Origin of the sequence: Vibrio sp. 10N.222.52.C3 (genome assembly GCF_041474195.1) — a bacterium.
In the GTDB taxonomy this organism is placed as follows: domain Bacteria; phylum Pseudomonadota; class Gammaproteobacteria; order Enterobacterales; family Vibrionaceae; genus Vibrio; species Vibrio crassostreae_C.
In genome coordinates, this window is sequence record NZ_JBFRTQ010000008.1 from 21,861 (window position 1) to 48,525 (window position 26,665).

Sequence of the window (26,665 nt, forward strand, 5' to 3'; positions counted from 1 at the left end):
CAAGTGACACTATCCACTGCCGGTTACTATCACTTATTTAACCACGCTCCTAGAGCGTGGTTTTTTCTATTCAAGCAGAGACAAACGATGCCCTGATTGAACAAATTTAGACCTGATTACAAGTACTCACACAGGTAAGCCGTCGCTTCTTTTACCTGTAGGTCGAATGAAGAGTCACCCGCAACGTCAAAAGACTCACCAGATTGGTATGTCGTCCAATCATCATCGCCAACACGCTTTACAATCAAAGCACCTTTAACAACGGTCATCTTTTCTGGAGCTGCAGTACCAAACGTGTACTCACCAGCCGCCATGACACCAACACTCACATCAGCACCAGACTGGTTAAACGCTAACGACTTAACGCCACCTTCAAAGTATGTATTTTCTTTAATCATTGTACTTCCTTGTTATCTTCAAATTGCACTTATTGAGCTCACCGAGTAAGCCTATGCGTAAATTTAGGTGATAATTGTTTTAACCAATTCGAGACTTTCCTACAAGAAATAAATACGCATAGCTTAAGCATTTCTGGAATTCGCTTTCATTGATAACGTAAATACTGAGGAGCAAGGCTAAAAAACCACTAACGCAATCAAATCTATTAGAACATTCGATCCTGCTTCTAACTCTTATAACAATTTTTGCAAACTAAGATTTTAGTTAATAGAATCTAAGACAATATCAGTCGAAAAATGAAGAGATAATGGCAAAAAATCCGACTAAAAGCAGAGACCTATTTGCCAACTCGTTACTCTACGGCTTCCTATTAGCTGGCTTTATGGTTGCCTTCACCGCCGGCTACTTTGCTTACCAAGCCCACCAGCAATCTGTCAGTCCAAGTAATGTCTATGGCACATGGATAGAGATTGCGGCTCCACCTTACAACACCGATATCCTGACATTTTCAGACAAAGGTGTGATGATGAATCATCGTCTTATCACTACCTCATTCGATTTTGACGGTAAGATTGTCACGATCAACACAGGATCTGGAACCACCGTTTACACCATCAGCGGCACCTATGATTCACCTCGCTTGAAGCGACTAGAGCCAAGCGTACCGTCTCAGCAATTTGTTAAAGAAGGCTACGAAAATACTGCAATTGGTGATACCCATAGTGTCATGCAACAACGACGTGCTTCCCTAGCTGAGCAATTCAAAAGATAAACCTCCTCTTCTCCTTGCTTCCAGAAGCATTAGCCTACTCGTCGATTGGCCTCGCTCGCTCAACACACTTCACTTTGTGATTCTGCTTCAATTCACAGTATTTTCTTATAGTTTGTCGCACCTTTTCATAACTTCATGTCGTGAATTTTCACTTGTGAGATTTTCCTACTGAAGGATGTTTTATTTTATAAAACATGGACTCAGCATCTCACTCATTAAGCAACAGAATTGTAACAAGATACAATTTTTTAGTTGTCCATCGAAAACGGATTTATTTTCAGTTATAAAATTAAAACTCTCTCGAATACTGACTGGGAAGCTCCTTCAAAACTGACTGGAGCCGTTTTATGGGGCCATTTGGTTCTCGTAACCTTCAAGGAATGAGAGAAAAAGTATGATTCGTATAAATACCTGTGCGGCAAGCATTGCTCTGGCGCTATCTGGTACAGCATTAGCTGCTCCAACAGCACCTAGCATCGACATGTACGGTTCCAACAACCTGCAGTTTTCTAAAATTGAACTCGCGATGGAAACCACCTCTGGCTACAACCAGATGGTGAAATATCACGATAAAGCAAAGGTCGACGTCAAGTTCAACCAATGGAGCGGAACGTCAGGAAACACGTACAACATCTACTTTGATGGCGTTAAAGTAGCCACCGGCCCAATCACTGGCAGCCAAACCACGGCTTCATTCGAATACGGCCAAGGCGGCTTATTCGATATGGAAATTGAAGCGTGTGACGAAACTGGTTGTAGCAAGAGCGCACCCGCTAAAATCACCATCGCAGATACCGATGGCTCCCACTTAGCGCCACTTGCGATGAATGTGGATCCAAACAACAAGTCATACAACACAGATCCAAACACGGTAGTAGGTACTTACTTTGTTGAATGGGGTATTTATGGTCGTGACTACACGGTAGATAACCTACCCGCTGACAACTTGACCCATATCCTTTATGGCTTCATCCCAATTTGTGGTCCGAACGAATCAGTTAAATCAGTAGGTGGTAACAGCTACAACGCACTCATGACGGCATGTCAGGGCGTTAACGATTACGAGGTGGTGATCCATGACCCTTGGGCGGCTTTCCAGAAGAGCTTCCCTCAAGCGGGTCACGAGTACAGCTCACCTATCAAGGGTAACTACGCAATGATGATGGCGCTCAAACAGCGTAATCCTGATTTGAAGATCATCCCATCGATTGGTGGCTGGACACTGTCTGACCCATTCTTCGATTTCACAACCAAAGCAAACCGTGACACCTTTGTCGCATCAGTTAAGAAGTTCCTTAACACATGGAAATTCTACGACGGTGTGGATATCGACTGGGAATTCCCTGGCGGCGGCGGTGCTGCACTTGATCTTGGTGACCCTGTGAACGATGGCCCTGCTTACATAGCCCTCATGGCAGAACTACGCGTGATGCTCGATGAGCTAGAAGCTGAAAATGGTCGCACTTACGAACTCACATCAGCTATCGGTGTTGGCCACGATAAAATTGAAGACGTGAACTATGGAGATGCTATCCAATACATGGATTACATCTTTGCGATGACTTACGACTTCTACGGCGGTTGGAACAACGTTTTAGGTCACCAGACAGCATTGAACTGCGGTAACTTCATGCGCCCTGGCCAATGTGATGGCACAGGACTTGATGAAAATGGCGAACAATACACAGGCCCAGCTTACACCACAGACAACGGCATCCAACTGTTGCTTGAGCAAGGTGTTCCAGCGAACAAGCTTGTGGTTGGTACAGCGATGTACGGTCGTGGTTGGGAAGGCGTATTACCATCATCACTCACCGATCCGAGCGACCCTATGACAGGCGTTGGTAACGGCAAACTGAAAGGCAGCTCTGCGCAAGGCGTATGGGAAGATGGCGTTATTGATTACAAAGGCATTAAAGCAAACATGCTTGGCGCGAATAACCAAGGCATCAACGGCTTCGAATATGGCTATGACGAAATGGCAGAAGCGCCTTACGTTTGGAACCGCACTTCAGGTCAGCTAATCACATTTGATGATGATCGCTCTGTAAAAGCAAAAGGCGCGTACGTTCGTAGCCTTGGCCTTGCGGGTCTATTCTCTTGGGAAATTGATGCAGATAACGGCGACATCCTGAATGCAATGCATGAAGGCCTAGCGGGCGGTACAACTGATCCTGTCAACCGCAAACCAACGGCAGCTGCAGGTACAGACCAATCGGTTGAAGGCCCAGCTTCTGTTTCTCTAGATGGCAGCGCTTCAAAAGACAGCGACGGTACAATTGCGAGCTACGCTTGGTCACAAGTAAGCGGAACTGCCGTAACACTGGCTAATGCCAATGCAGCTGTTGCAAGCTTCGATGTTGTTGAAGTCGCACAACAAGAAGCTCTAACATTCAGCCTAACCGTAACAGACAACGAAGGCGCAACGTCAACAGACACAGTTGTTGTAACGGTAACCCCTAAAGACACAGGCCCAGTAAACACAGCGCCAGTTGCAGTGGTTACGGCTCCGGCTGAAGTCAATGCGGGTGACGTTGTTGTGGTTGATGCGTCAGCGTCTAGCGATGCGGATCAAGACACATTAACCTTCACGTGGGATGTACCAGCAGGTATCAACGCAACAGTACAAGGCGCTTCGGTAAGCTTTGTCGCGGCTGAATACACGCAAGATACGGTACTGAACTTCTCAGTGACAGTGAGTGATGGTACCGATACATCAGTTGCGGCTGCATCAGTGAAAGTCCTCAAGAAAACCACAGGCGGTGGCACGTGTACTAACGCTTGGGATTCAAGTGCGGTCTACACTGGTGGCGACCAAGTGACTCAAGGCGGTAAGGTTTGGGAAGCGAAATGGTGGACAACAGGTGAAGATCCAACAACGACAGGCCAATGGGGTGTGTGGAAAGAGATCGGCCCAGCAAGCTGTGCTAACTAAGGACAAGATTAGTTAAAGCTAACTAAGCAACTAAAAGCAAAGGCCAACCAGAACATATCTGGTTGGCCTTTTTAGTGTTTTTTCTCTCAACCCACGTTCTAGTTGTTTGAGTAGTTAAAGTTAACCAATTAAGTTATCAAAGCTCTCGAACACTTGTGGGCACTTCATTACTCGCCCGTGGCCCTGTCCTTGAGTCGCAATTAAAGTAACGCGACCCATTTCATTAGCCGCACGCTGAGACACATCAAACTTAGTAAACTTGTCTTGCTCATCATGAACGATGATCGTCTGAGACTCACGAAGCGCTAGCTTTCCATAGGGATCAACAGACTGAATCGGGTAGTTAAACTGCTCTTCGACTTCTCCAACTACCGCCTCGAACAGTTTCATTGAGTAACCAGAACGTGCGACGCTGCCAAATAGGTTTTCTAGATAATCCAGTACAGGTGCAATCAGCAATAGTGGCTTGTTTTCCAATTTAACGTGCTTACATTCCAACGCAGAAGCCGTACCCATGCTGTGGCCGACCAAACCAGCTACCTCACCTACCGAATCTAGAATCGCTTCAAGACCGTTCACAAACGCAGGAATATGACCATGTACACCATCGCTGCCACCATGAGCAGGATGATCGTAAGCCAGAGCCGTAAAACCTTTAGCAGCAATATGTTCCATCAGAGGGAAAAACTGACTCGCAGTGCCAGACCAACCATGAGTCAGCACCCAAACAGGTCCGGTACCTAAAGAATAGGTTTTTATAACGCCATCACGACCTTTGATTTCACTCTTGATAAGCCCTTGGGGATCGGCATTTTTTTGCTCGGTACGCATTGGCGTGAGCAGCAGCTTACGTGCGGTTTTCTTCGCATGACTCGGCGCTAGAATGTAATGCAGGTTGGTTGTTGCGCCAATTAAGCTGCGCTTGAAGCTGAATTTGTTCGATGTATTAAAGTAGATTTTGTCACTCATGACCGTTCCTTGTATCGCCATCATCATTGGCGGACGAGCTCGGCCCTAAAAATCGAACGACCGTGCTATTTGTTAGTGTAAAAAATGGCGATAGCGCTTTTTATGGCTGCTTGCCGCCACTTCTCTTAAAATTTCTTATAAGCCTTAGTTAAACAAAACTCAGATGCTTTGCGAGCTAAACCTCTTTCCAGCTAGCGATTAAGCGCTGTACACCACTCCAAAAGTGGGTGTGGCTCGCTTGTTGGCCTCGTAACGAGTAGAACAAGTTGGCACTCAAGTAGAGGCCGTATAACTCAAAGGTTGCCTGTTTAGGATCTAAATCGGCTCTGAACTGTTTGCTCTCAACCGCTTTTGCTACCTGAATCGTCAAGTAATCAATCCACACTGAAATGGTTTTCTGCAGTGCTTTCTGAATCACAGGCGTTTCACTGCCCGCATCTTTCCATGCATCAATAAACATGCAACTGCCTTGGAATGAATGGTTCCAGCCCAACCAATTGTCGAGCAGCTGTTTCAATTTCGCTTCAATATCACCATCTCCCAGCTCTCTTGCGGGAATGATGACTCTTTCGGTGAATATGGCGTTGGAATACTCGAGTACAGAGAGTTGCAGGTTTTCTTTAGAGTTGAAGTGTGCAAACAAGCCACTCTTAGACATGCCACACTGTTTGGCTAATTCGCCAATCGTCAAACTCTCAAGCCCGTTTTCACTCGCAAGTGCGAATGCATGACTCAAAATATACTCTTTGGTTATCTTTCCTTTACTCATTATTCACCAAGGATAAATCTGATACGTTATTTTTAGCACGTTCGTTCTTTTTTTCAAAGATTTTTACTTATCTATTGGGATTCAATTTCTCTTCTCAAAGAATTGTGGAAAAATGCGACAGTATTCAAAGGAAATTGAAATCGACTAACAAAGGAAAAACAATGAACACTATTTGGGAACAGTTTGCGTTTTCGGCGTCAGTAACAGGCCCTATCTGTTTAATGCTGTTTCTTGGTGTGATGCTCAAACGAATCGGCTTAATCAACGACAATTTCATTGATGTCGCATCTAAGGTGGTCTTTCAAGTCACCCTACCCGCGATGCTATTTCTGAGTATTGTTCAATCGAATCACAACTTTTCAGCCAGTAGCGCGTTAGTTGCCTTTGGCGTCATCGCTAACTTTATCTTTTTCTTGTTCACGATTTTCTCGACCAAGTTAGTATTTAAAGGTTCGAAAGATCAAGGTGTGATTGTCCAAGGTGGATTCCGCGCTAATACCGCGATCATCGGCCTCGCCTATGTAGCTAATATTTATGGTAACCAAGGCGTGGCATTGGCGGCTATCTATGTCGCATCCCTAACCGTGCTGTATAACATTCAAGCCGTAATTGCACTGACACCCAAAGGCGAAGACACAGGCGCGAAAGCGATTAAAGTGATCGCTAAGTCGATTACCAAAAACCCATTGATCATCGCTATTTTCTTAGCGGTCGTCTTCTATGCACTTTCGATTCCTATCCCAAAAATGGTCACTGATGCTGGTCAATATTTTGCCAACATGACGTTGCCTTTAGCACTGCTGTGTACCGGTGGGTCGCTCGATATCAGCTCGCTCAAACAAGAAAAGTTATCGACGTGGTTTGCCTCTAGCTACAAGTTAATTGCCTCACCGTTACTGATTACATTGGCGGCTGGGTACTTAGGATTTGAAGGGCTCGATCTCGGGCTTATCTTCTTGATGAGCGCGGCACCAACGGCAGCGGCAAGCTACGTTATGGCTCGTGCGATGGGAGGAAACTCAACACTGGCGGCTAACATCATCGCGCTTACTACTGTTGTTTCTCTTATCACTTGTACTCTCGGTATTTTTGTACTTACTGCAATGGATTTAATATAGCTGCGACAGGCTTCAAAAAACCGACACTAGCCTTGAAACAAAGGTCATAAGCCTTGATTTAGGACTAATTGGTTGGGCATAAAGACTGCTAGATTTCGTAAAAATTTTACTAAGAGATCTGATATGTCTTCCGTTCAACATACGCCTTCACAACACATCGCCAGTATCGAGTTAGGCCGAGTGATTGCTATCTTGGCGATCATTGGTTTACACGGTCAAATGGCACTCACTTATTGGCAAATAGATGAAGTGCCTTGGATCGGTTATGTACTCAACCAAACCGCTCGTTTTGCGGTACCTCTGTTTTTCCTAATTTCCGGTTATCTTATTCAGCCCAAGCTGACTGCCTCCCCGTGGCAAACCGTCATTAATTACTCTAAACCACTGCTTAAGGTTTGGTTAGCATGGAGCATCATTTGCTTAGTGATGCCATTCAACCTCGCGAAGGTAGAAGAGTTTGGTTACCTAGGTGAGCGCCAAGGCTATTGGGGTTTCTTAATGAACACGCCACTTAACTCTTTCTTAGAGGGTGGATTGGTTCATTTATGGTTTATTCCCGCTCTCGTATGTGCAGTTTTGATCATTGCTTTGATAGTCGAAATGAAACTCGACAAACTGCTATTACCAGCGGCCATTGTACTTTACGTTTATGGTGTTTTAGCGGGCAGCTACGCAACGCTAACCGGGTTAGAAGCACCTTTCTTCACGCGTAATGGCCCGTTCTTTAGCACGTTAATGGTGACCTTAGGTTTCCTTATTCGTCAGAATCAATGGAAGGTGTCATCAACTAAAGCGTTGGGGTTATTAGCGTTAGGCATGTTGATTCACTTTGCTGAGGCGGCGTGGCTCACCACGTTCGACGTCGGATTCAACATGAATGATTTCTTGTTTGGTACGGCACTATGGGGAATGGGCGTATTTATGTGGCTTTTGGCTAATCCAAACATCGGCGACTATGCGTGGGTTCGCGCGATCTCGAATCGTATGTTAGGCATCTACGTTTGCCATTTGCTGATCATTATCGTGCTGTTCAATGTCTGTGGAGTTTTAGGCATTACGGAATTGGCAAAAGACGTTACGGTATTTTTTGGCACCGTATTGTTGAGCTTCGGGTTGGTTGTTGGAATCGAAAAAACACCACTGCGACGCGTGCTGCTTCGTTAGTGTTTGTGCCTAACATCATCAGCTAAATCAGTTTTAAAGAGTCACAAAAAATAAAGGCAAGATAACGGATTATCTTGCCTTTATTTCATCATGTCAGTAATGAGACTGTGTCACTCGCTGGAGTGTTATCGGAACGCCATTGCGCCCTTGCCAACACCTTCATAAGCGACGATTTGTAGTGATTGGTTCTCTGCTAGGCTCGGTTCAACTTGATCCGCGATATAGCCAGCAAGTAATTCCACCGTGGTATCTGTCGGTAAAATTTCCGTCTCACTCTTAGCAATCGCTAGCTCAAATTCGCCTTGTGGCGCGGTGTAGCGGAAGCCATAGTGACTTTCATCATTAACACTGTTCGCGTTTTCACTCAGGTTAAGTGATGAAACTGAAACTTGGTCTTCTTTAGAACCTAAATAAATGTCTTCCCAACGCTGAGCAAATGCTTGTTCACGTTGCCCGTCACGCTGACCATCGACCACGATTTCTACTGGAGAACGGTGACCATGCGCGATGCGTTGGCAGTTGCCATCATGCTTTTTTAAACCATGGGTGTAGTGGTAGAACGCGCCATTAATGTTCTCATGACGTAGGGTGATCTCTAACCCTGTGACGTTACTTGGTAGGTTATCGCGAAGAATATTGTAAACGTGTGCGGTCACACTCTCGATGGTGATCGCTTCAGCGTCAATCAGACAGTAAGCTTCATCAGGGCAGTGCAGGTGCAGGCTCTTGTCACCGCGCAACACATCTACCTTAGAGTAACCGGCTTTGCTTGCTTGATGCACGATTGCAGAGTTTTTCATTGGCAGCAGTAAGCGGTGGTCAACATGTTGATCAACCAACTGTTTGATCTGCTTTTTGACCTTACTAAAATCCAGCACCATGCTCATTTCATTAAGTTCACCAGACATGGTGACATCTAAAATCCAACTATCTCCTACGACCCCTCTGTGTTCACAGATGTATGAAGAATCGATAACGGTAAGGTCTCTTACAAATAGGTTCAAGTTGAACTCCTTAATACTTTAATGAGATACGGGAGGCTGAATAATGCTCAGCAGGCACTTCGTCTCATTGATGTCTGATAAAATAGGACGGGCAGGATGTTACAACGAGCTAATAAAGTCCACCTTTTTACACCGTCATTCGAGAAATGAACAAACTACGCTCAATTTCCGCTAAAACATAGGCCAGCCTGATGCCAATAGCCATATTGCAGGTAGGGATGGCCAGCGCTTTACGACACATTTTGCTTTAGCCATAAACGTGGCGACATTCCCGCGACATGCTGAAAAGCACGCGAGAATCCAGAATAACTGTTGTACCCCACTTCGTCCGCCACCCAATTGATGGGCTTGTTTTGTAACAGCAAAGACTGAGCCACAGACACACGCCACTTTTGGACATAATCACCCGGAGTTTCGCCCACCTCGCGCTTGAATGCTTCAATAAACTGAGTGCGAGACATCGCGGCCAGTGACGCCATTTCGGCAGATAAACAATGCAGGGCTGTGACAGTTGCCTGTACTCCGTGTGCGCATTAGACAAGGTCAACTCACCCGCGCTCAATATATGAAGATGCCCTTCTTTACCCTGTTGCGGCTTAAATGACGACACTCCGCACAAATTGCCAGAATAGAAAACACCGGTACGTATCGAGAAGTGTTCCATTAGTTGTGAAAGCAGATCCATGCATCCTCCGAACGATTCGCTTACTTTTAAGTTCTTTTGTCCCTCTATAGACCGGACAAGTGGGCTAAATTACTTCAAACAAGATAACCAACACTGACAAGGAACTTGATATGTCACACATGAAATCGACCAGTCAAAAAATCACTCTATTGGCCGCGTTACTAGGCACCAGCTTTTCGTTAATGGCAGCAGACCTTGATATGAGTGTCGACAGCAATAACCTCGCAATTAAAGGCTATGATCCTGTCGCTTACTTTGCCAATGAAGGTCCAGTAAAAGGCACATCTGAGTTCACAGCGACCTATAAGAATGCGATCTATAACTTTGCGAGCAGTGAAAACAGAGATGAATTTCGAGCCAATCCAGAAGCCTATGCCCCTCAATATGGCGGTTACTGCGCGTTTGGAGTAGCCATGGGTAAGAAGTTTGAAACCGACCCTCTCGCTTGGAAGGTGGAAGATGGAAGATGGAAAGTTGTATCTGAACTTAGACAAATCGGTTCAGAAACGCTGGCTGGAGAATACACAAGAGTTCATCCAAGACGCCAACAGCAACTGGACAACCATCAAAACCGTAGAAGCCTATAAGCTCTAGCCTACAGCGCTTATCCATTGCCCAAGAATAAAACGGAAGCGACCGAACGCTTCCGTTTTCATTGGGATTTTCCCCAAAGAGGCCAACCCAAAGCGATTGGCAACACCTACTAAGTCCATTTCTATTCTATACTCCTAGCAGATAAGCTTTTCTTTTTATGGAAGAATAATGACATTACCTAAGATTTTGGTACTCGGCCTCTGCGCCCTATCGACACTGACTTATGCCAACCCATGGCAGTTCGTCAAAAGTGAAGATGGCATCATGATTGATAAAAGGCCACACAGCGAAGGCTTGGTCGAAATACGAGCACAGATGCAAACGCCCACCACTTACTCCGGTTTTTTACTGTTATTGGAAGACAGTGAGAACGTGCCAAACTGGATAGATAATGTATCGCAAAGCCGTGTGTTGATGCAGATATCTGAAGATGAAAACATCGTCTATACCCAATTCAAAGCACCGTGGCCTGCCAGAGATCGAGACATGGTGACCTACTCAAAATACAGCATCGAGGGTGGGCAGTTTGTTTTGTCGATAAAGGATGCGTCGAACTATTTGGCGAAAGAGTCGGGGTACATTCGAATCTACGATGTGGACGCACTTTGGACACTGCAACCGCTGACTAATGGCAATACCTACATCACCTACACCGCGTATGCGAACGCAGGGGGCATCTTGCCAAATTGGTTGATGAACAAGTTATCGATAGGCAGTGCACTGAGCACGTTTAAGGGGCTAAAAGAACAGTTACCAAAGTACCAAGGCCAACAGCACCCTAACCTGCCAAATGAGTCTCGCTAACGATACAAGTCGATAAGTAAATGGAGGCATTAAGGTTAAGATTAAGGTCTTCTAGCGAGGTCGCGAGCTAAGATAAGCGCCAAGCCAAATACTTGAAGAAACAGGGCGATGTTCTTATAGAAAGCCATTTTCTCATCAAGCCTTTGGATTAACTCAACCAAGGTCAGGTTATCCAAATAGTAATCATCGATTCGAGTTCGTTGTGCTTCTTGTGCACTGTTTATCAGCATCATCAGTTTCGGTAAGTGAGCCAAAGAGATACTTGGCACTTCGCTACTCACCCAACGCCTAAGTTGCCCACGCAGTGCTTCGTCGAGAACCGTGGTCGGCTGCACCGTTTCTAGTTTATCAAGGTGAATCAAAATCGCTTCACGCTTGCGCTCTAGGGTTTCAATCGTATTCCAAGCAAGCTGTATTGAGTACACATTGCCGTATTTGCGATCGTTGTACTCCGCTTTCTCAGCTTCAATTTTATCGAGCACCAAGCTCGACATGACAATCGCCATGATGTTGAGTATCAAGCCTGCGAGGACAATCGCCCAAGCAGGAGGAAGACGCAACGCCATAATGCTCCCTAGAACATTTTATCAAAAGGTAGGTAAGCTAAGTTTAGGACAATCAAAGAGATCATGCAGATAAGCGTTAACACCATACCCACTTTTCGACCTTTGAAGTTCTTCGCTAAGATCCCTTTCGCATGAATCACACGCCCCAGAATAAACGCCACACCAATGACATGAATCAGCCACACACCGGCGCCATTCATCTCTAACAATCCCATCAAAATAACGGTGATTGGGATGTAATCCATAGCATTACTTTGTGCCGAACGTGCTATCTGTAACGACTCGACACCGCCATCAGCATGAGCAACAAGATTGATTCGCCTTTGCTTGATCACCTCTATTGCTAACCAAATCATTACGATCGTCAGCAAGGCTGCGTAAAGTGCTGTAACCATCATATTTCCCTATTATTTTGTGTTTACTCAGTGTTCTTTGTTATCTGTTCGACAACACCCGCCGAGATAAAATGAAAATCGCACCCGAGTACTTGTAAGAGATCTCTCACACCGAACGTAAGAGATCACAATCAAGCTTCGCAGAAAATTCCTAAAATACAAACCCAAGCCCTTGTTTTGTATGAATCCACGCATATTTCTTTCGATCAGTGAGTACATTTATTTCTTAGGGTGGATTGTGAGCAAAGCCTCTGCAGTGTTTAATACACATGTCGACAGGGAGTTGGCAGGAACAGGAAAAAGCCTAACGGATTAGGTATCTTCAGGATGAAGATTTGATGGCTTAGGATGAGTTATCAGCAAGGAAGTTATGCTCTAGGATAGAGTCGCTTATCAGGATGATGAGTTTGCAAGGACACCGCTAGGACGGCGATGAATTGGATAGGTTAAAGGATTTAGCCACGTCAAGGAACGATGCAGGGAGCACCAGTTACCTATTGAAAGATAAGTAACGCGCAGTAGCAGGATGGCTACGAAAAGAATAGACCCCGTTTGGTGAAAGCCAAACGGGGTTTCCTTTTTTGTAACGTCTGAAAGCTGTTCGCAGCTAACCGTTCAAAGTCACGTTACAAAATAATGTTCATCAAGAACATTGCACCTAACGCATTCAATACCGAAATTGCGATCATCACCGGGATGTAGCGACCTTCAGTACCAATTGGTCCCATAATACGGCCCATGTATTGCACCTGAGAGCCCATCAAGTAGATAGCTGGCGCCAAGATAGCTATATGGTTGCCGTTCAGAATACCTTGGTCAAACAGCGTGATAACCACGCCCACCGCGCAACCCATCGACATCCACGCACCGATCAATACCGCTGCCGCTTCGCCAGGTAAACCAAATACCGCCATAATTGGAGCAAATACACTGCCCATCAAATCCAGCGCACCCGTTATCTGCAATGCCTTGATGATCACAAACGCCATCAGAACATTCGGTACCGTAGAGGTAGTCGCAATAACCCAGCCTTTCTTAGCACCTTCAACGAAAATATCAGTAACCATTGGTTTCTTTGCTTTAACTTCGCTCATTATGCTACTTCCTCTTCCAGTTTTTGTTCTTTGTCTGATTTTGGTTTGTCTTCTTTGCCTTCAGTAATGTTGAGGTAAATACGGAACAGATTCGCGCCGACAAACTTAAAGATAAACATCACAGCGACAGCCAAACCAATTGACGATGTCACCGCTAAAGAGCCGTCCATCGCGGTTAGAGTGAACAGCACCGCACCTGAAGAGAAAAAGTTAACGATCGCCGCACCCGCCGTAAACTGGAACATGGTGAACACATCGGTTTCACGCTTAGTCAGATGTCCTTCGTCTTTCAGCTGACGTGTCATCGCTGCGCCAGCATCGGTACTTTGCAAAGAAGCGATCAGTGCCAAGCCTGAGTTACCCGGAATACCCATCAGAGGGCGAAGCAGAGGTGTCAGTAGTTTACGAGCCGCATCCAGTGCACCGTAGTGCTCAAGTACGTTGATCATACCCAGTGCAAACATCACGGTCGGAATAAGTGTCAAAGCAAAAATGAAACCGTCGCGAGCACCACTACCGCCTTTACCACGCAGTGACGTCGTTGCCGCTTGAATACCATCGGCCGTTTCACTCACATCGTAAGCGACCTTACCGAATGAACCGTTGAGCGTTGTAAAATCGAACACTCCATACCATTCATTGGACTGCATTAAGCCTGAAAAGAACACAATCGCGAACGCGAGTGCGATATAGCTGCCGATCGTGACTTTACGATCGGTTTTGGTTGGATTAGTCATAAGGACCTCTATACATCTCGCTTATATGGAACAGAACACGTATAGATAGTGCAAACTAATGTTCGAAAGGTTAATGACCAAAATCAAATAGCGTATCGGTTTAAATAAAAGAAACACCGCAACATATAAAACTGTGATTTAGATTTATAAGCAGAACCATACACTAAGTAAATTAGAATATTTAACATACAAAACTAAACAAATATTGCTTCAACAGCGCAACCAAAAACGCACACAATCACCACACAAGTCTGGCTTCTAGTGAGAAGTTTTTACCTAGTGCGATCTCTGATAATGCTGTAAGAGATCTCTTACATTGTTTTTCTGGTCAATTTTAATTCGATTATAATACAGAGACTTAAAAAGTGATTTTGCTTCCAGAACGCAACCGTTTTCCCTTAGTTGATTGAGTTTTGAGCCAAGCGCAAACAGTGAGCCATTTTATAAAGAATTTGAGCTTAATTCGAAATTTCAGCCCTCAGAGGTGCTATAGACTTCGCGCAGCCAATATAGAAGGAGAACGGTGATGACTATGGAAATGAGAACGCTTAAATATCAAGTAATGGGCAAAGGCATGTGGATCACTGCAACAGTATCTCGCGTAGTAGCGGACAAACTTGCGCTTGAATACCAATCCTATGGCTGGCCTGTTGAAGTATGTGCAGCAGAACAAACACTGACGTTTGATCTCAATGCTGCATAATGTTGGCAATTTCGAATAAGCTCTATCGGCACTGAGTCCGGTAGGGCTTTTTCTTTGGTCTTTAGTCTTTAGTCTTTAGTCTTTAGTCTTTAACTTAAGTGTGGAAGACAGTAATTTTGAGTATGTAAGACCGTATTTCGTTCACATCACAGTCTATTCCTTTCATTATAATCTATTGAATTATTAAGATATCTATCACACTGCACATGGTTATTTAGGTCTACTCTTTTACCCGTGTTAATAACTTATTAACTTCGGAGCGTAATCCATGTTAGGTATCCAGCTTTCTGCTGTTCTCTCTTTGTTACTCTTTTCTTCGGTAGCAGGTGCTGCCACTTCTCAGTTGGGAGAACCACTCAAGCTCACCAACTCATTCGCTGGCTACCTATCCCTGACCATTTTCGTTGTCGCCTACATCGTGGTGATGATGGAAGAGTACCTAAAGCTCCGAAAATCTAAGCCAGTGTTACTTGCAGCAGGACTGATCTGGATAATCATTGGTTTTATCTACCAAGAACACAACCTTGTTGAAGTCGCTAAGCAAGCACTCGAACACAACTTACTGGAATACGCTGAGCTGTTACTTTTCCTACTCGTCGCCATGACCTACATCAGCGCCATGGAAGAGAGAAGACTGTTTGATGCGCTGCAAGCGTGGATGGTGGGCAAAGGCTTTAATTTCCGCTCTCTGTTCTGGCTAACCGGTATTCTGGCCTTCTTTATCTCACCGATCGCCGACAACCTCACCACAGCTCTATTGATGTGCGCCGTGGTTCTGAAAGTCGCAGGATCTAACCCTAAATTCGTTAACCTAGCCTGTGTGAATATCGTGATAGCCGCTAACGCTGGCGGCGCGTTCAGCCCATTCGGTGACATCACAACGTTGATGGTGTGGCAGGCTGGTTATGTGAGCTTCAGTGAATTCATTCCCTTATTTATTCCTTCAGTGATGAATTACCTCGTCCCTGCAATGATCATGTCTTACTTTGTTCCCACAACCCAACCCGACACGGTGCATCAGCACGTTGAATTAAAACGCGGTGCAAGACGCATCGTGTTGTTGTTCATCATGACCATCGGCACTGCGGTTGCTTTCCATGCCGTACTCCACTTCCCTCCAGTAATGGGCATGATGATGGGGCTGGCGTATCTACAGTTCTTTGGTTATTTCTTGCGTAAGACCTTACCAAATTCACTGGCGAAGAAAAAAGCGGTGGCGATTGCCAACAATGATGGGGGGGCATTGAAGCGACTCGGTTCAGTCGTGCCCTTTGATGTATTTCGAAGAGTGTCCCATGCCGAATGGGACACTCTGCTGTTCTTCTACGGCGTGGTAATGTGTGTAGGTGGCTTGAGTCTACTGGGATACTTGGAGCTTGCCTCTGGCGTGATGTATAGCCAATGGGATCCAATTTGGGCCAACATCATGGTGGGGATCTTATCTGCGATTGTCGATAACATTCCGGTGATGTTTGCCGTGTTATCGATGGAACCTCAAATGTCGATGGGTAACTGGCTACTGATCACCTTAACCGCAGGCGTTGGCGGCAGCTTGTTATCTATTGGTAGTGCGGCAGGTGTGGCGTTAATGGGCGCGGCGCATGGCAAATACACCTTCTTTGGCCACTTGAAATGGATGCCAGTGATCATGATTGGCTATGCCGTCAGTATCGCTGCACACCTATGGCTTAATGGCGATCTTTTCTAATTCGGAGATCTTTTCTAGTTCGAACTGTCTTTCACAGGCTTATCTACAAGTGTCCAGACGTTACTCAATTGTATCGCTGGACATTGGTTGCAAGTTAGCATCTCGCCCTTCTGTTGAATGCGCATCACTAGTCTAGAGTCAGTTCGGCTGCTTCCAGAATTGAATTCAATGGTGATCAAGTCATCATCAACACGATAGGTTCGAGTCACGGAATTATCCGTTGTTTGATAAGTCACTTGCCCGGATTCAAAAAGTAGATAACTGTCATTATCTGCGTTCTCATACATACCTTTGAACAGAGCAAGCTGTGGAACCTCGAAAGGTCGGCTGGTATCAGTTAAACAACCTGTCAGCAATAATGCAGAGCTGCAGCCAGATATTAGTAAGGGGAATCTATTCATTTGGGCATCCTTGCCTAGAGAACATAGTCAAAGAATATGCAACCAAATCGATATTTCCCAGAAAGCGTTGATTTTAATGCAAAGTCATATTTTAAGAACCACTCGCCTTCACCATTAAGTAGTACGAGATATTCAGCCAGCATCTCGACAGGCTCATGGCTAAATCGCTTGCTAGTCTTGCTCTCTTCCCTCTATCACCAATAAGTGCTGTTTACGTTCTACGCCACCTGCATAACCCGTCAGTTTGCCGTTTTTACCAATCACACGGTGACACGGCACAATCACTGAAACCGGATTTTTGCCATTCGCCAAACCCACAGCACGAACGGCTTTCGGATTGCCTATCGCATCGGCCAGTTGTGCATAGCTCCAAGTCTCTCCATAAGGAATGGTCGTCAGCGCCTGCCAAACCGACTGCTGAAATGGCGTGCCCTTGGCTGCAATCGGCACAGAAAACTGAATAGCTTCGCCCGAGAAATAGCGATTAAGCTGCTCGATAGCCAATGCAAAGATCGGAAAGCTATCATCTTGAACACCCAACGGTTCCGGCTTGGTGGTATGTGTCTCGAACCAAAGGCCGAGCAAGCCTTCATCGTTCGCCTGTAACGTCACGGTTCCCAATGGGCTCTCATAGTAAGTAAAACGGTTGTCCATGATATCTCCTAGCTTAGTATTCCGATTAAGACTGATTCCAACAGTGGAACGTGGCGTAACTACCCCAAGGCGAAACACTCTCCGTGTTGATGGCGGGGCGATGCTCAATAAACTTCTTCACCACCAAGTCACCAACCAACAGATGATTAGGTTCGCTTAACCCGCGAAGCAGTGCATATTGAATAGTCCAAGGCCCAATCCCTTTTAGCTCAATCCATTTGGAAGGATGCTCAGCTTCATTGTCGACCATGTATTCGGCAAAACGCTTTAGGGTCTCTTTGCGGCTTCCCGGCATTCTCAAGAAGCTAACATCAGCGTCCGCTATCTGTTTTGGTGTTGGGAAGCTGGCTTTCTCATGTTCATCAGAAAGCTCTTTGACCAATAAGTTAAGCTGACCAATCGCCGCGGTTACCGAAACTTGCTGTCCTAGAATCGCTCTCACGCCTGCCTCCCAAGCACTCCACACGCCAGGAATACGGATACCACTCTTAGCCACCAAGTTAGGATCGATAGTCGTAAAGAACGTCTCAACCTTGGCAATATCGACATCAAGATCAAACATACGGCGGATATTCGCAATCAAGCTTCTTAATTGGCTTATATCATCCAACTCGAATTCAATATCCAAGCGGTTATCTTTGGCTAAAGTCGCCTTGAACCAACCCTTTGACCCGTTCACATTTACCGTGCGCTTATAATAATCTTCGCCAACGCCTTCTAAGCCCTCAATCATTCTTCGTCGATAAAACCTCAACAAGTGGTTCCAATCTAAGGGTCCATGAAAACCAAGCTGAATATGATTACTCTGAGTGTCACTTGGCTTCGCTCGCCTAATTTGGCTTGGCGAAAGCTGCAGCTCTTTTTGAAAGGCATCATTAAAACGGCGCGTACTATTGAAGCCACTAGCAAAGCCGACATCAGTAATGCTCATGCTACTGGTGTGCAGCAACTGCTTGGCAAACATCAATTGACTGTACAGACTATATTGCTTGGGTGACACGCCGATGTAATTGTCGAATAAGGTTCGTAAATAACGATCTGAAATACCTAACCGCGTTGCAAGGTCGACGATAGATCCTGAATTCAGAGCGCCATTATCAATCAACTGCATCGCACGTAAGAAAGTGGTTTCGACGCCCTTCCAAGCCGGCGAAAAAGGTGCGCTGTCTGGTCGACAACGTAAACAAGGACGATATCCCGCTTTCAATGCTTGAGCTTGATGGGAAAAATATTCGACGTTTTCTTCTTTGGGTGGTGTGGCTGGGCAAATCGGGCGACAAAAAATTCCTGTCGTTTTCACCGCTGTAAAAAACATCCCATCAAAGCGAGCATCTCGTGCATATCGAGCCAAATGGCACTGCTCACTGGTTAAGCTGCTGTTGTGATTGATCTTTTTCGACATGCCGTACTCTTCCCACTTACCATAGCGTTTGATCCGATACCTAAAAGTTTACCGTGAACCACCATTGTCGCTAGCCACTTTCGGAAGCGAAGGTCAGATAAATCACAAAAAAGGGTTTTAATTTTATTCAATTCGACTAAATTTAACCTAGAGAGGACATTCTTCTCACAACGTCAACGATCGGTACTTAGCACGCCAAGATGCAGAGACCTATCGAATATAAAAAGGAAAAGGCTATGGTTCTACACACATGTCGTATTGTTTTATCAAATCAACAGGTTCTCACCAGTCAATCAGTCGAGCAGTCTCTAAGCTTTCTTGAAGACAAAGCGGACAACGGGATTTCTATGATCGAGATTGACGCAACGGATGGCAATCAAATCCATTCGTACATGTCACACTCTCTTGAAGAGTCTATTGAGAATCTAATGAACCTATAGGGCTTTTAATAAAGGCTACACATACCAGGCTTAAACGATATTTATGGAATTAGAAACGATCTCTAGTTCCGAAAAGAAGTACATTTCTGGTTTAAAACAAAAATGGCTCCCAACTATACAATTAGTTGGGAGCCATTTTTTATTGAATCTAATCAGCAAAGCCACTGCTTACCGCGAATGCCGTTACTCAGGTGCTTGTTCAGCGGCTTGCTGCAATGTGTAAGCCGTCGATGGGTCAATCTCATTAACCAACTTCTCAACCTGCATGATCGCATCAACCGAGGTACTGCTTTTACGGTAGCTCAGATAAATTGGGAGATACCAGTCTTCAACCCCTTTCACCTTGTGCAGCTGACCCGAATCGATAAAAGGTTCGACTAGAGACACCGGAAGATACGCACTGCCGCCTTTCTCTAAAATGAAATCGAGGGCGATACGGGCTGTAGAGGTACGTAGGTACGGTGCTGGCACTTTAGGGTGACGTACTGCGTGTTCAGAACCAAAGCGCGTTCCCCAATCCACATAAACATACTTATGTTGAAATACAGATTCCAGATCATCTTGCTGCGTTGATACCAACACCAAAACCAAGTCAGCGACTTTTTTACAGTTCAGCTCTTCTGCTTTGATCTGATCGAACGCGAAAGCCATATCTAAGGTTCGTTCTAACAAATTACGGTTCAGTTGCTCGCGCCCCATCACCTCTGCCATAAAGCCGTAACCACCAAAAGAGTCGGTTACCACACTTAAACAGTTTTGCAGATACGCATCCCAAATATTCGGCGTGCCGCCCAGCGTTAACTGCAAGGCTTTACCACTCTCTAACGACAGCTCAAATTTGGCTTGTTGTAGGGTGGACACCATCACTTCGGCATAACCAATCAAACGTTCACCGGAAGATGTGAGTTTGATGTTATTGCGGTCACGAATGAAGAGCTGAGTATCAAAATAGCCTTCAAGCTGTTTGATCCGCGCACTCACCGCCGCTTGTGTTAAATACAAGTTTTCAGCTGCACGCCCAAAATGGCGCACCCTTGCAACCTCAAGAAAGGTTCTAAATACTTTCACATCCATCAAATACATCTCTGTAATAAATCTGCTAACTAGCCGATCTAGGATTGTTTATCGTAAAGGCAAAAACATTTTGTTTCCTATTTTAGCCTTTTAACAATATTTTCGCGTGAGCAATAAACACTAATTTCTATCTAACCACATTACTGAGGCTGATATGTCTGAGACCGAATTCCGACACGGAAAAAAACGTTTTTATGACACCATTAAATTCCCGAGAGGGTTCGCTAAGTCGGGTGATTTTACTCTTTCAGAAGAGGAAATCCTAACCTTGTTTGGTGACACTATGCTTGCACTTGAAACTGGTGAACTAGCACCAATCAATGCAGAAGAAAAACACTTCATTAAAGTGTTGTCTCACCCTCATAAGGCAAAGTCCAAGTTAGAGCGTGTTTGGTTGAAGTACATTCAACTGGCTCGTGGACGCCGTCGCTTTCACACCCTAAACGGCTGCAAACGCGGCGACGTATCTAGGGAAGAATACGAAAGTGAGTTAGTGTTAGAAGATTAGTAAAATCGCTCAAAGTGATACCTCATCACTTTGGGCTTTTTTTTGCCTTCAAACACACATCTTCTTTGTAATTGGTAAGTTTAGCCAACCTATCCATTTTTACCAATATTTATATACAATTCATAGCGATAGCGTGACTAAAACACAGCTCTCGTTCAATCTTATGGGTATTCATCCCACTGAGATTCATCGTTCTTCATCCTGCCCCTGTCTTTTATCACGATAGCGCTCCATTGCCATCATTATTTTTCTAGTTTCAACTATACGCTCAACGCTTGTTTATACTCGAAACACGTTAATGCACCAAAATTCGTCAATGGTTCGAGCGATGCCATTATTGCAATAATCGTATCAAGGCATAGAAACACACCAACCCTTTCAGGTGCTGAATTAGATCAACATTGCTGTATATGACAAACGTATTAATCTTGTTTAACGCCACCAAATATCCATACAATAATTGTGCAATTTTGAGAGTTCCAGTCACAGTTACGACGAAAAAAGCAAAAACTTGACCTAAAACAATAGCGGAACTGGATAACTTATTTTATAATGCGAATTAATGTTTCAGAACACTATAAAATTTTATTTCTAGGGGCAAAATCAATGAGACTTATTCCATTAAGCAACAAAGCTAAAGTAGGTAAATGGGCTGCTCGTCATATCGCAGATTCAATCAACAAGTTCGCTCCAACGGCTGAGCGTCCATTTGTACTAGGTCTTCCTACTGGTAGCACACCTCTAACTACTTACGCTGAGCTAATTGAACTTTACAAAGCTGGCGAAGTTAGCTTCAAGCACGTTGTAACATTCAACATGGATGAGTACGTTGGCATCGACCCTAACCACCCAGAGTCTTACCGCACATTCATGCACGAGAACTTCTTCAACCACGTTGATATCCAAGCAGAAAACATCAACCTGCTAGACGGCAAAGCTGAAGATATCGATGCTCACTGTGCAGCATACGAAGAGAAAATCCGTTCATACGGCAAAATCAACCTGTTCATGGGCGGCGTAGGCATCGACGGTCACATCGCATTCAACGAACCAGGTTCTTCTCTATCTTCACGCACTCGTATCAAAACGTTGACTGAAGACACTCGTATCGCGAACTCTCGTTTCTTCGATGGCGACATCAACCAAGTTCCTAAATACGCACTAACTATCGGTGTTGCTACTCTTCTAGATGCTGAAGAAGTGATGATCCTTTCTCTAGGCCACAACAAAGCTCAAGCGCTTCAAATGGCTATCGAAGGTTCTGTAAACCACATGTGGACTGTTACAGCTCTACAGATGCACCGTAAAGCTATCATCGTTGCTGATGAGCCAGCTCAACAAGAGCTAAAAGTTAAGACTCTACGCTACTTCCAAGAGCTAGAAGCTGAGAACATCCAAGACCTATAATTCCTATAGTCTTGAATAGCAGGGCGTTTTTATAAAGAGAGCGTCTTGAATAGAAAAAGCCACTGAATGTGGCTTTTTTTGTGCCTGCTGCTTTTGTATTTAATGGGAAGATATTTCGGATATTTTTTAGAAGCACAAAAACAACAAAGCGATTTCTCCAACGAGAGAAACCGCCATCATTTTAATCTTTGTATTGAAACGAACGAACAGCTACAAGTTATGTAGGATGTGAAACAAGATAAGCAGAGCTGCAAACTAGAGCTAAGAGCTCAGCGCGTTATCTCGGCATAGGGTAGTGATAATGTCAGTGATAGCTAATACGATCGTCGACTTCACCTTTTGATTATGTCGCCCCAAGAACATTTCAAGCATTGGGCCAGACATCGTTTCCACCATCTCCGCGTCATATTCGATAGGCATAATACGCTGAATCGCGTGCACCTTGTTGAGCTCAAATATCACATCAACTTCTGTAAAGCTGGTGTCTTCACCTTGTATTTTCGCCCACTCTTTCAAGGTAACGAAAATCTCTAAATCATCGTAGAGCTCTTTACTAATCACACCAAGCCCTAATAGCAGCTTAGCGCGGATCATAATCTCGCCCAACGGACCTCCACTGTTGAGAAGTGGTTCAACAACAAATTTAATTGCCGTGTCGTCTTTCTTGAAAATGTTTTTTAATACGGCATCTACCGTGTCGTCCAATGCATCGTAAGCCGCCATTAGACAGGCGCTAGCGCTCTCAGCTTCAGATAGGGCTTCGAGTAATTCAGTTTCGTGGCTAGTTTGTATTGGCATAACGGCTCGACAATAAGAAAGTGCCACTGGTGTGGCACTTTGATGGTTTATCATTTCAATGCTAGATAAGCTTCTTCCGCTAGTTTAACAACTTCTGAGTCACTATTCAGCTCAGAATAATGCGCTAATGTCTCAGCAAACCCTTTTTCTGCGAACATTGCTTGAAGTTCAACCGCTTGTGGGTCGTCTTCATTCTTGTAATGGAACGCAGCTGCGATTGCTTTTACTAAGTGAACATTCGGTAGGCCGTACTCTAATGTGCCATTCAGAGGCTTAACTAGGCGGTCTTGTGGGCTCAGTTTACGAATTGGCTGACGGCCAACACGGTCTACTTCATCACGTAGGAACGGGTTAGCAAAACGACCAAGAATCTTTTGGATGTAGGCAGCGTGAGCTTCTGGATCAAAGCCGTAACGCTTAATTAGAACCGCACCACTCTCTTCCATCGTTGCTGTTACTTCAGCTCGGATTACGTCATCTTCGATAGAGTCTTTGATTGTCTCATGACCCGCAAGTACACCAAGGTATGCCGTTACCAAGTGACCCGTATTGAGCGTGAACAGTTTACGCTCAACGAAAGCCATTAGGTTATCAGTGCATTCCATTCCTGGGATGTTTGGAATCTCACCTTTGAATTGTGTTTGATCTACGATCCACTCGCTGAACGTTTCAACCGTTACCGCTAGAGGATCTGTTTCGCCCGCTTCTGCCGGTGGAACAATACGGTCAACCGCAGAATCAACAAAGCCAATGTGCTCTTCAGTGAACGCTTTCATTTCATCAGAAAGGTGCTCTAACACGGCTGCTTTTAATTGGCTAGTACCGCGAACCATGTTCTCTGCCGCGATGATGTTCATTGGTGCAGTGTTGTTTGCTGCTGCACGCTTTTCAATGCCTTGAGCGATAGACTTAGAGATGATTTTAAGAACCGTAGGGCCCACTGCAGTCGTCACAAGATCAGACTCAGCAATGCAATCTACTACTGCGCTTGTCGCTGAGTTTACTGCTGTCACGTTCTTAACCACTTCTACAACACACTCTTCGCCAACAATCTTAACTGGGTATTCTTGGCGTTCAATTAACGCATTTACAACCGTTTCATTTACGTCAGCAAACGTAACCTTCATACCAGCATCAGAAAGAAGCTTACCAATGAAACCACGACCGATATTACCTGCACCAAAATGTAACGCTTTCATAATTTTGACCTTATAAATATTTGAATCTAGATAGCTAACTGCTCAACAACATGCCTTGACGATGTGCCCTAGGCATTAAGCAGTAAGCTATTCAGACTGAATCTTGTTAGAAAGATTAAGACCGAAAATGAGGCCAGTAGGGGGATACCGGCCTCCTTCACTCAGGAGCTTGACTAGAGCTTTTTAGTTTCCGTTGAGAATACGTAGAACATCAGCAGGGTTTGTTGTGTTCTGTAGGCATTCCACAGCTTCTTCATCATCGAGTGAATTGGTAATAGCCATCAGCACCATGTTGTGCTCATCGCCTTGTGCGGCAATACCGATAACCATCTTCGCGATATCATCTTCATCTTCGCCCCACTGAATACCTTCAGGGTACTGACAGAAAACGATGCCGGTTTTTTGTACGTACTGTTTCGCTTCGATTGTGCCGTGTGGTACTGCGATAGACTCACCTAGGTAAGTAGACACAAGCTCTTCACGAGCAAACATGCCATCTACGTATTCTGGTGATACGTTGCCAAGTTTTACTAATTGTTCGCCAGCAAACTTGATTGCGTCTTCTTTTTGAGTCGCTTTAAGGCCAAGGAAGATGCTGTCGTCAGTGAGTGCAAGCTTGTTGCCTTCTTGCGCTGGAGCTGCAGCAGGCGCCGGAGCTTCTACTTTCGCTTCACCACTTTGAGCATCGACAAGCTCGGCAACTAGTTGGTCGTATACGCCGCCGTCTAGGAAGTTGCTTAGAGACATATGCATCGCACCTGGCACAGTGCTACGAGCACGGTCTGTTAGGTCTTTATGCGTAATAACGATTTGCGAATCAGCCGGTAGGTTGTTGATTGCGTAGTTGGTTACTTCAATGTCTAGGCCAGCTGTTGCTACTTTCTTACGTAGTAGACCTGCACCCATTGCACTTGAACCCATACCCGCATCACACGCTACATAAACTGCTTTTACATCCGCTAGGTTTACGTTTGCTTCTGCTGCTGCACCTTTAGAAGACGCTTTCATGTCTTTCATTTGTGCAGAAGCTTTCTCTAGTGAATCTTCCTCATCATCTTGCGCTGATGTTTTAAGAAGGATTGACGCTACAACAAACGATACTGCCGTTGCTGCGATAACAGATAGAATCACGCCGATGTAAGAGCCTTTTGGCGTCATCAGTAAGACTGCGAAGATAGAACCTGGAGATGCTGGAGAGATAAGGCCAGAATCGAACATTACGTTAGTGAATACACCCGCCATACCACCTGCGATTACCGCAAGAATTAGACGTGGGTTCATTAGAACGTAAGGGAAGTAAATTTCGTGGATACCACCTAGGAAGTGGATGATAGATGCACCAGCAGCAGATTGCTTCGCGCTACCTTTACCAAACACCATGTAAGCAAGTAGAAGACCAAAACCAGGACCTGGGTTTGCTTCGATTAAGAAGAAGATTGAACGACCAATCTCTTCAGATTGCTGGATACCTAGTGGAGAGAAGATACCGTGGTTGATTGCGTTATTTAGGAATAGAATTTTCGCAGGTTCAACAAAAATAGATGCTAGAGGTAATGCACCTGCTTCTACCATTGCGTTTACGCCAGCAGCAAGTCCGCCAGATAGAATCTTAACCGCAGGACCAATCACGATGAACGCGATGATCGCACAGATCATGCCGATGATACCCGCAGAGAAGTTATTCACTAGCATTTCGAAACCACTCTTCACTTTACCGTGAACAGCTTCATCGAATTTTTTAATTGCGATACCACCTAGTGGACCCACAATCATTGCACCCATGAACATTGGGATATCAGTACCAACGATAACACCCATTGTCGTGATGGCACCTACTACCGCACCGCGGTCACCACCAACCATTTTACCACCGGTGTAACCAATCAATAGTGGCAATAGGTATGTAATCATAGGGCCAACCATTGATGCTAACGTTTCGTTAGGCCACCAACCGGTTGGGATGAATAGTGCAGTAATGAAACCCCACGCAATAAATGCGCCGATGTTTGGCATTACCATATTGGATAAGAAACGACCAAAGTTTTGAACCTTAATCTTTGCTTCTGGTGATAACATAGGTAGAACCCCGTAATGTATTGGTTGGTCAAATGACCGAAAGTGTGTACTCAAAAGTCGATTAAAATGTATCACAACATTTCCAAAATGCACCTTAGCCCAACTTTCGTGATAGCCATCACACACGAAAAACACTTTCGGGTTAACAAGCACACCTTAGATCACAAAAACACCATGAATTTAAATTACAAAGCCAAATTAATGAGAATGGATATCATCAACACACGATCTAGATCACGTTTTATTTTGTAATACTTAAAAATAAATAGTGATTAAAGTCACATTTAATA

At 44.8% G+C, this 26,665-nt stretch carries 26 protein-coding genes and 2 pseudogenes; 11 read left to right on the forward strand and 17 right to left on the reverse strand.

What is annotated here, in order from left to right:
- Nucleotides 1-116: 116 nt before the first annotated feature.
- On the reverse strand, nt 117-398 hold the full coding sequence (locus AB4517_RS00920; protein ID WP_017057600.1) for a pyrimidine/purine nucleoside phosphorylase: 282 nt from the start codon (nt 396-398) through the stop codon (nt 117-119).
- A gap of 308 nt (nt 399-706) precedes the next feature.
- Between AB4517_RS00920 and AB4517_RS00925 the strand changes: the two genes are divergently transcribed.
- Together AB4517_RS00925 and AB4517_RS00930 are read left to right on the forward strand one after the other, a co-directional pair.
- Nucleotides 707-1,171 carry a DUF2850 domain-containing protein gene (locus AB4517_RS00925; protein ID WP_102432103.1) on the forward strand — a complete coding sequence of 155 codons (465 nt, stop codon included), beginning with the start codon at nt 707-709 and terminating at the stop codon, nt 1,169-1,171.
- A gap of 394 nt (nt 1,172-1,565) precedes the next feature.
- Entirely contained in the window at nt 1,566-4,106 is a 2,541-nt protein-coding gene (locus tag AB4517_RS00930) for a glycosyl hydrolase family 18 protein (protein WP_372147733.1), read from the forward strand.
- 120 nt (nt 4,107-4,226) lie between these two features.
- On the opposite strand, the gene AB4517_RS00935 is transcribed toward AB4517_RS00930, so the two are convergent.
- Both AB4517_RS00935 and AB4517_RS00940 read right to left on the reverse strand, forming a co-directional pair.
- A complete protein-coding gene (locus tag AB4517_RS00935) occupies nt 4,227-5,075 on the reverse strand; it encodes an alpha/beta hydrolase (RefSeq protein WP_017061536.1) in 849 nt (282 codons plus the stop codon).
- Between the two features lie 175 nt (nt 5,076-5,250).
- The gene (locus AB4517_RS00940) at nt 5,251-5,844 is read right to left on the reverse strand and encodes a TetR/AcrR family transcriptional regulator (RefSeq protein ID WP_017061535.1); all 594 of its coding nucleotides are present in this window, start codon (nt 5,842-5,844) and stop codon (nt 5,251-5,253) included.
- Between the two features lie 161 nt (nt 5,845-6,005).
- Here AB4517_RS00940 and AB4517_RS00945 point away from each other — a divergent pair, with 161 nt between their 5' ends.
- Both AB4517_RS00945 and AB4517_RS00950 read left to right on the forward strand, forming a co-directional pair.
- Nucleotides 6,006-6,962: an AEC family transporter gene (locus AB4517_RS00945; protein ID WP_372147734.1), complete on the forward strand. Its 957-nt coding sequence runs from the start codon at nt 6,006-6,008 to the stop codon at nt 6,960-6,962.
- Between the two features lie 123 nt (nt 6,963-7,085).
- The gene (locus tag AB4517_RS00950; RefSeq protein WP_372147736.1) at nt 7,086-8,126 is read left to right on the forward strand and encodes an acyltransferase; all 1,041 of its coding nucleotides are present in this window, start codon (nt 7,086-7,088) and stop codon (nt 8,124-8,126) included.
- 125 nt (nt 8,127-8,251) lie between these two features.
- On the opposite strand, the gene AB4517_RS00955 is transcribed toward AB4517_RS00950, so the two are convergent.
- Both AB4517_RS00955 and AB4517_RS00960 read right to left on the reverse strand, forming a co-directional pair.
- The gene (locus AB4517_RS00955; protein ID WP_372147738.1) at nt 8,252-9,130 is read right to left on the reverse strand and encodes a 6-pyruvoyl tetrahydropterin synthase family protein; all 879 of its coding nucleotides are present in this window, start codon (nt 9,128-9,130) and stop codon (nt 8,252-8,254) included.
- A 230-nt stretch (nt 9,131-9,360) separates the two neighbouring features.
- Nucleotides 9,361-9,815, reverse strand: a pseudogene (locus tag AB4517_RS00960) (AraC family transcriptional regulator).
- Nucleotides 9,816-9,925: 110 nt separating this feature from the next.
- On the opposite strand from AB4517_RS00960, the pseudogene AB4517_RS00965 reads away from it, so the two are divergent.
- Nucleotides 9,926-10,409 (forward strand): annotated as a pseudogene (locus tag AB4517_RS00965) (YHS domain-containing (seleno)protein).
- Here the strand turns inward: AB4517_RS00965 and AB4517_RS00970 are convergent.
- Nucleotides 10,406-10,528 (reverse strand): hypothetical protein, encoded by a 123-nt coding sequence (locus AB4517_RS00970; protein WP_017061529.1) that lies wholly within the window; start codon nt 10,526-10,528, stop codon nt 10,406-10,408. The pseudogene AB4517_RS00965 and the gene AB4517_RS00970 overlap by 4 nt on opposite strands.
- Before the next feature lie 49 nt (nt 10,529-10,577).
- On the opposite strand from AB4517_RS00970, the gene AB4517_RS00975 reads away from it, so the two are divergent.
- Entirely contained in the window at nt 10,578-11,213 is a 636-nt protein-coding gene (locus tag AB4517_RS00975) for an START domain-containing protein (RefSeq protein WP_017061528.1), read from the forward strand.
- Nucleotides 11,214-11,254: 41 nt separating this feature from the next.
- Here AB4517_RS00975 and AB4517_RS00980 read toward each other — a convergent pair whose 3' ends face one another.
- The 4 genes from AB4517_RS00980 to AB4517_RS00995 all read right to left on the reverse strand — a co-directional run bounded on the left by AB4517_RS00980 (nt 11,255) and on the right by AB4517_RS00995 (nt 14,005).
- Nucleotides 11,255-11,779: a hypothetical protein gene (locus tag AB4517_RS00980; RefSeq protein WP_017067247.1), complete on the reverse strand. Its 525-nt coding sequence runs from the start codon at nt 11,777-11,779 to the stop codon at nt 11,255-11,257.
- A gap of 8 nt (nt 11,780-11,787) precedes the next feature.
- Entirely contained in the window at nt 11,788-12,174 is a 387-nt protein-coding gene (locus AB4517_RS00985) for an MAPEG family protein (protein ID WP_017061526.1), read from the reverse strand.
- 626 nt (nt 12,175-12,800) lie between these two features.
- On the reverse strand, nt 12,801-13,268 hold the full coding sequence (locus AB4517_RS00990; protein ID WP_372147740.1) for a YjiG family protein: 468 nt from the start codon (nt 13,266-13,268) through the stop codon (nt 12,801-12,803).
- Entirely contained in the window at nt 13,268-14,005 is a 738-nt protein-coding gene (locus tag AB4517_RS00995; RefSeq protein WP_048610036.1) for a nucleoside recognition domain-containing protein, read from the reverse strand. The genes AB4517_RS00990 and AB4517_RS00995 overlap by 1 nt, the downstream gene beginning before the upstream one ends.
- A 526-nt stretch (nt 14,006-14,531) precedes the next feature.
- On the opposite strand from AB4517_RS00995, the gene AB4517_RS01000 reads away from it, so the two are divergent.
- Nucleotides 14,532-14,708 carry a hypothetical protein gene (locus AB4517_RS01000; protein ID WP_017061524.1) on the forward strand — a complete coding sequence of 59 codons (177 nt, stop codon included), beginning with the start codon at nt 14,532-14,534 and terminating at the stop codon, nt 14,706-14,708.
- A gap of 268 nt (nt 14,709-14,976) precedes the next feature.
- Entirely contained in the window at nt 14,977-16,416 is a 1,440-nt protein-coding gene (gene nhaD, locus AB4517_RS01005; protein ID WP_017061523.1) for a sodium:proton antiporter NhaD, read from the forward strand.
- A 14-nt stretch (nt 16,417-16,430) separates the two neighbouring features.
- On the opposite strand, the gene AB4517_RS01010 is transcribed toward nhaD, so the two are convergent.
- The 3 genes from AB4517_RS01010 to AB4517_RS01020 form a co-directional block, all read right to left on the reverse strand.
- On the reverse strand, nt 16,431-16,817 hold the full coding sequence (locus AB4517_RS01010) for a hypothetical protein (protein WP_017061522.1): 387 nt from the start codon (nt 16,815-16,817) through the stop codon (nt 16,431-16,433).
- 171 nt (nt 16,818-16,988) lie between these two features.
- The gene (locus tag AB4517_RS01015) at nt 16,989-17,471 is read right to left on the reverse strand and encodes a methylated-DNA--[protein]-cysteine S-methyltransferase (RefSeq protein WP_017061521.1); all 483 of its coding nucleotides are present in this window, start codon (nt 17,469-17,471) and stop codon (nt 16,989-16,991) included.
- A 25-nt stretch (nt 17,472-17,496) separates the two neighbouring features.
- Nucleotides 17,497-18,873: an AlkA N-terminal domain-containing protein gene (locus tag AB4517_RS01020; protein WP_017061520.1), complete on the reverse strand. Its 1,377-nt coding sequence runs from the start codon at nt 18,871-18,873 to the stop codon at nt 17,497-17,499.
- Nucleotides 18,874-19,109: 236 nt separating this feature from the next.
- On the opposite strand from AB4517_RS01020, the gene AB4517_RS01025 reads away from it, so the two are divergent.
- Nucleotides 19,110-19,313, forward strand: a complete 204-nt coding sequence (locus tag AB4517_RS01025; RefSeq protein ID WP_017061519.1) for a hypothetical protein — start codon at nt 19,110-19,112, stop codon at nt 19,311-19,313.
- A gap of 183 nt (nt 19,314-19,496) precedes the next feature.
- On the opposite strand, the gene AB4517_RS01030 is transcribed toward AB4517_RS01025, so the two are convergent.
- On the reverse strand, nt 19,497-20,387 hold the full coding sequence (locus tag AB4517_RS01030; protein WP_136974019.1) for a LysR family transcriptional regulator: 891 nt from the start codon (nt 20,385-20,387) through the stop codon (nt 19,497-19,499).
- Nucleotides 20,388-20,541: 154 nt separating this feature from the next.
- Here AB4517_RS01030 and AB4517_RS01035 point away from each other — a divergent pair, with 154 nt between their 5' ends.
- Both AB4517_RS01035 and nagB read left to right on the forward strand, forming a co-directional pair.
- Nucleotides 20,542-20,895: a DUF413 domain-containing protein gene (locus tag AB4517_RS01035; RefSeq protein WP_017061517.1), complete on the forward strand. Its 354-nt coding sequence runs from the start codon at nt 20,542-20,544 to the stop codon at nt 20,893-20,895.
- Nucleotides 20,896-21,501: 606 nt separating this feature from the next.
- Nucleotides 21,502-22,302, forward strand: a complete 801-nt coding sequence (gene nagB / locus AB4517_RS01040; RefSeq protein ID WP_017057618.1) for a glucosamine-6-phosphate deaminase — start codon at nt 21,502-21,504, stop codon at nt 22,300-22,302.
- A gap of 261 nt (nt 22,303-22,563) precedes the next feature.
- On the opposite strand, the gene AB4517_RS01045 is transcribed toward nagB, so the two are convergent.
- From AB4517_RS01045 to AB4517_RS01055, 3 genes are all read right to left on the reverse strand, one after another.
- The gene (locus AB4517_RS01045; protein WP_372073657.1) at nt 22,564-23,100 is read right to left on the reverse strand and encodes an MltR family transcriptional regulator; all 537 of its coding nucleotides are present in this window, start codon (nt 23,098-23,100) and stop codon (nt 22,564-22,566) included.
- Between the two features lie 50 nt (nt 23,101-23,150).
- Nucleotides 23,151-24,299 carry a mannitol-1-phosphate 5-dehydrogenase gene (locus AB4517_RS01050; protein ID WP_017077054.1) on the reverse strand — a complete coding sequence of 383 codons (1,149 nt, stop codon included), beginning with the start codon at nt 24,297-24,299 and terminating at the stop codon, nt 23,151-23,153.
- Nucleotides 24,300-24,482: 183 nt separating this feature from the next.
- Nucleotides 24,483-26,375, reverse strand: coding sequence for a PTS mannitol transporter subunit IICBA (locus AB4517_RS01055; protein ID WP_136974018.1), 1,893 nt, complete (start codon nt 26,373-26,375; stop codon nt 24,483-24,485).
- Nucleotides 26,376-26,665 lie beyond the last annotated feature (290 nt).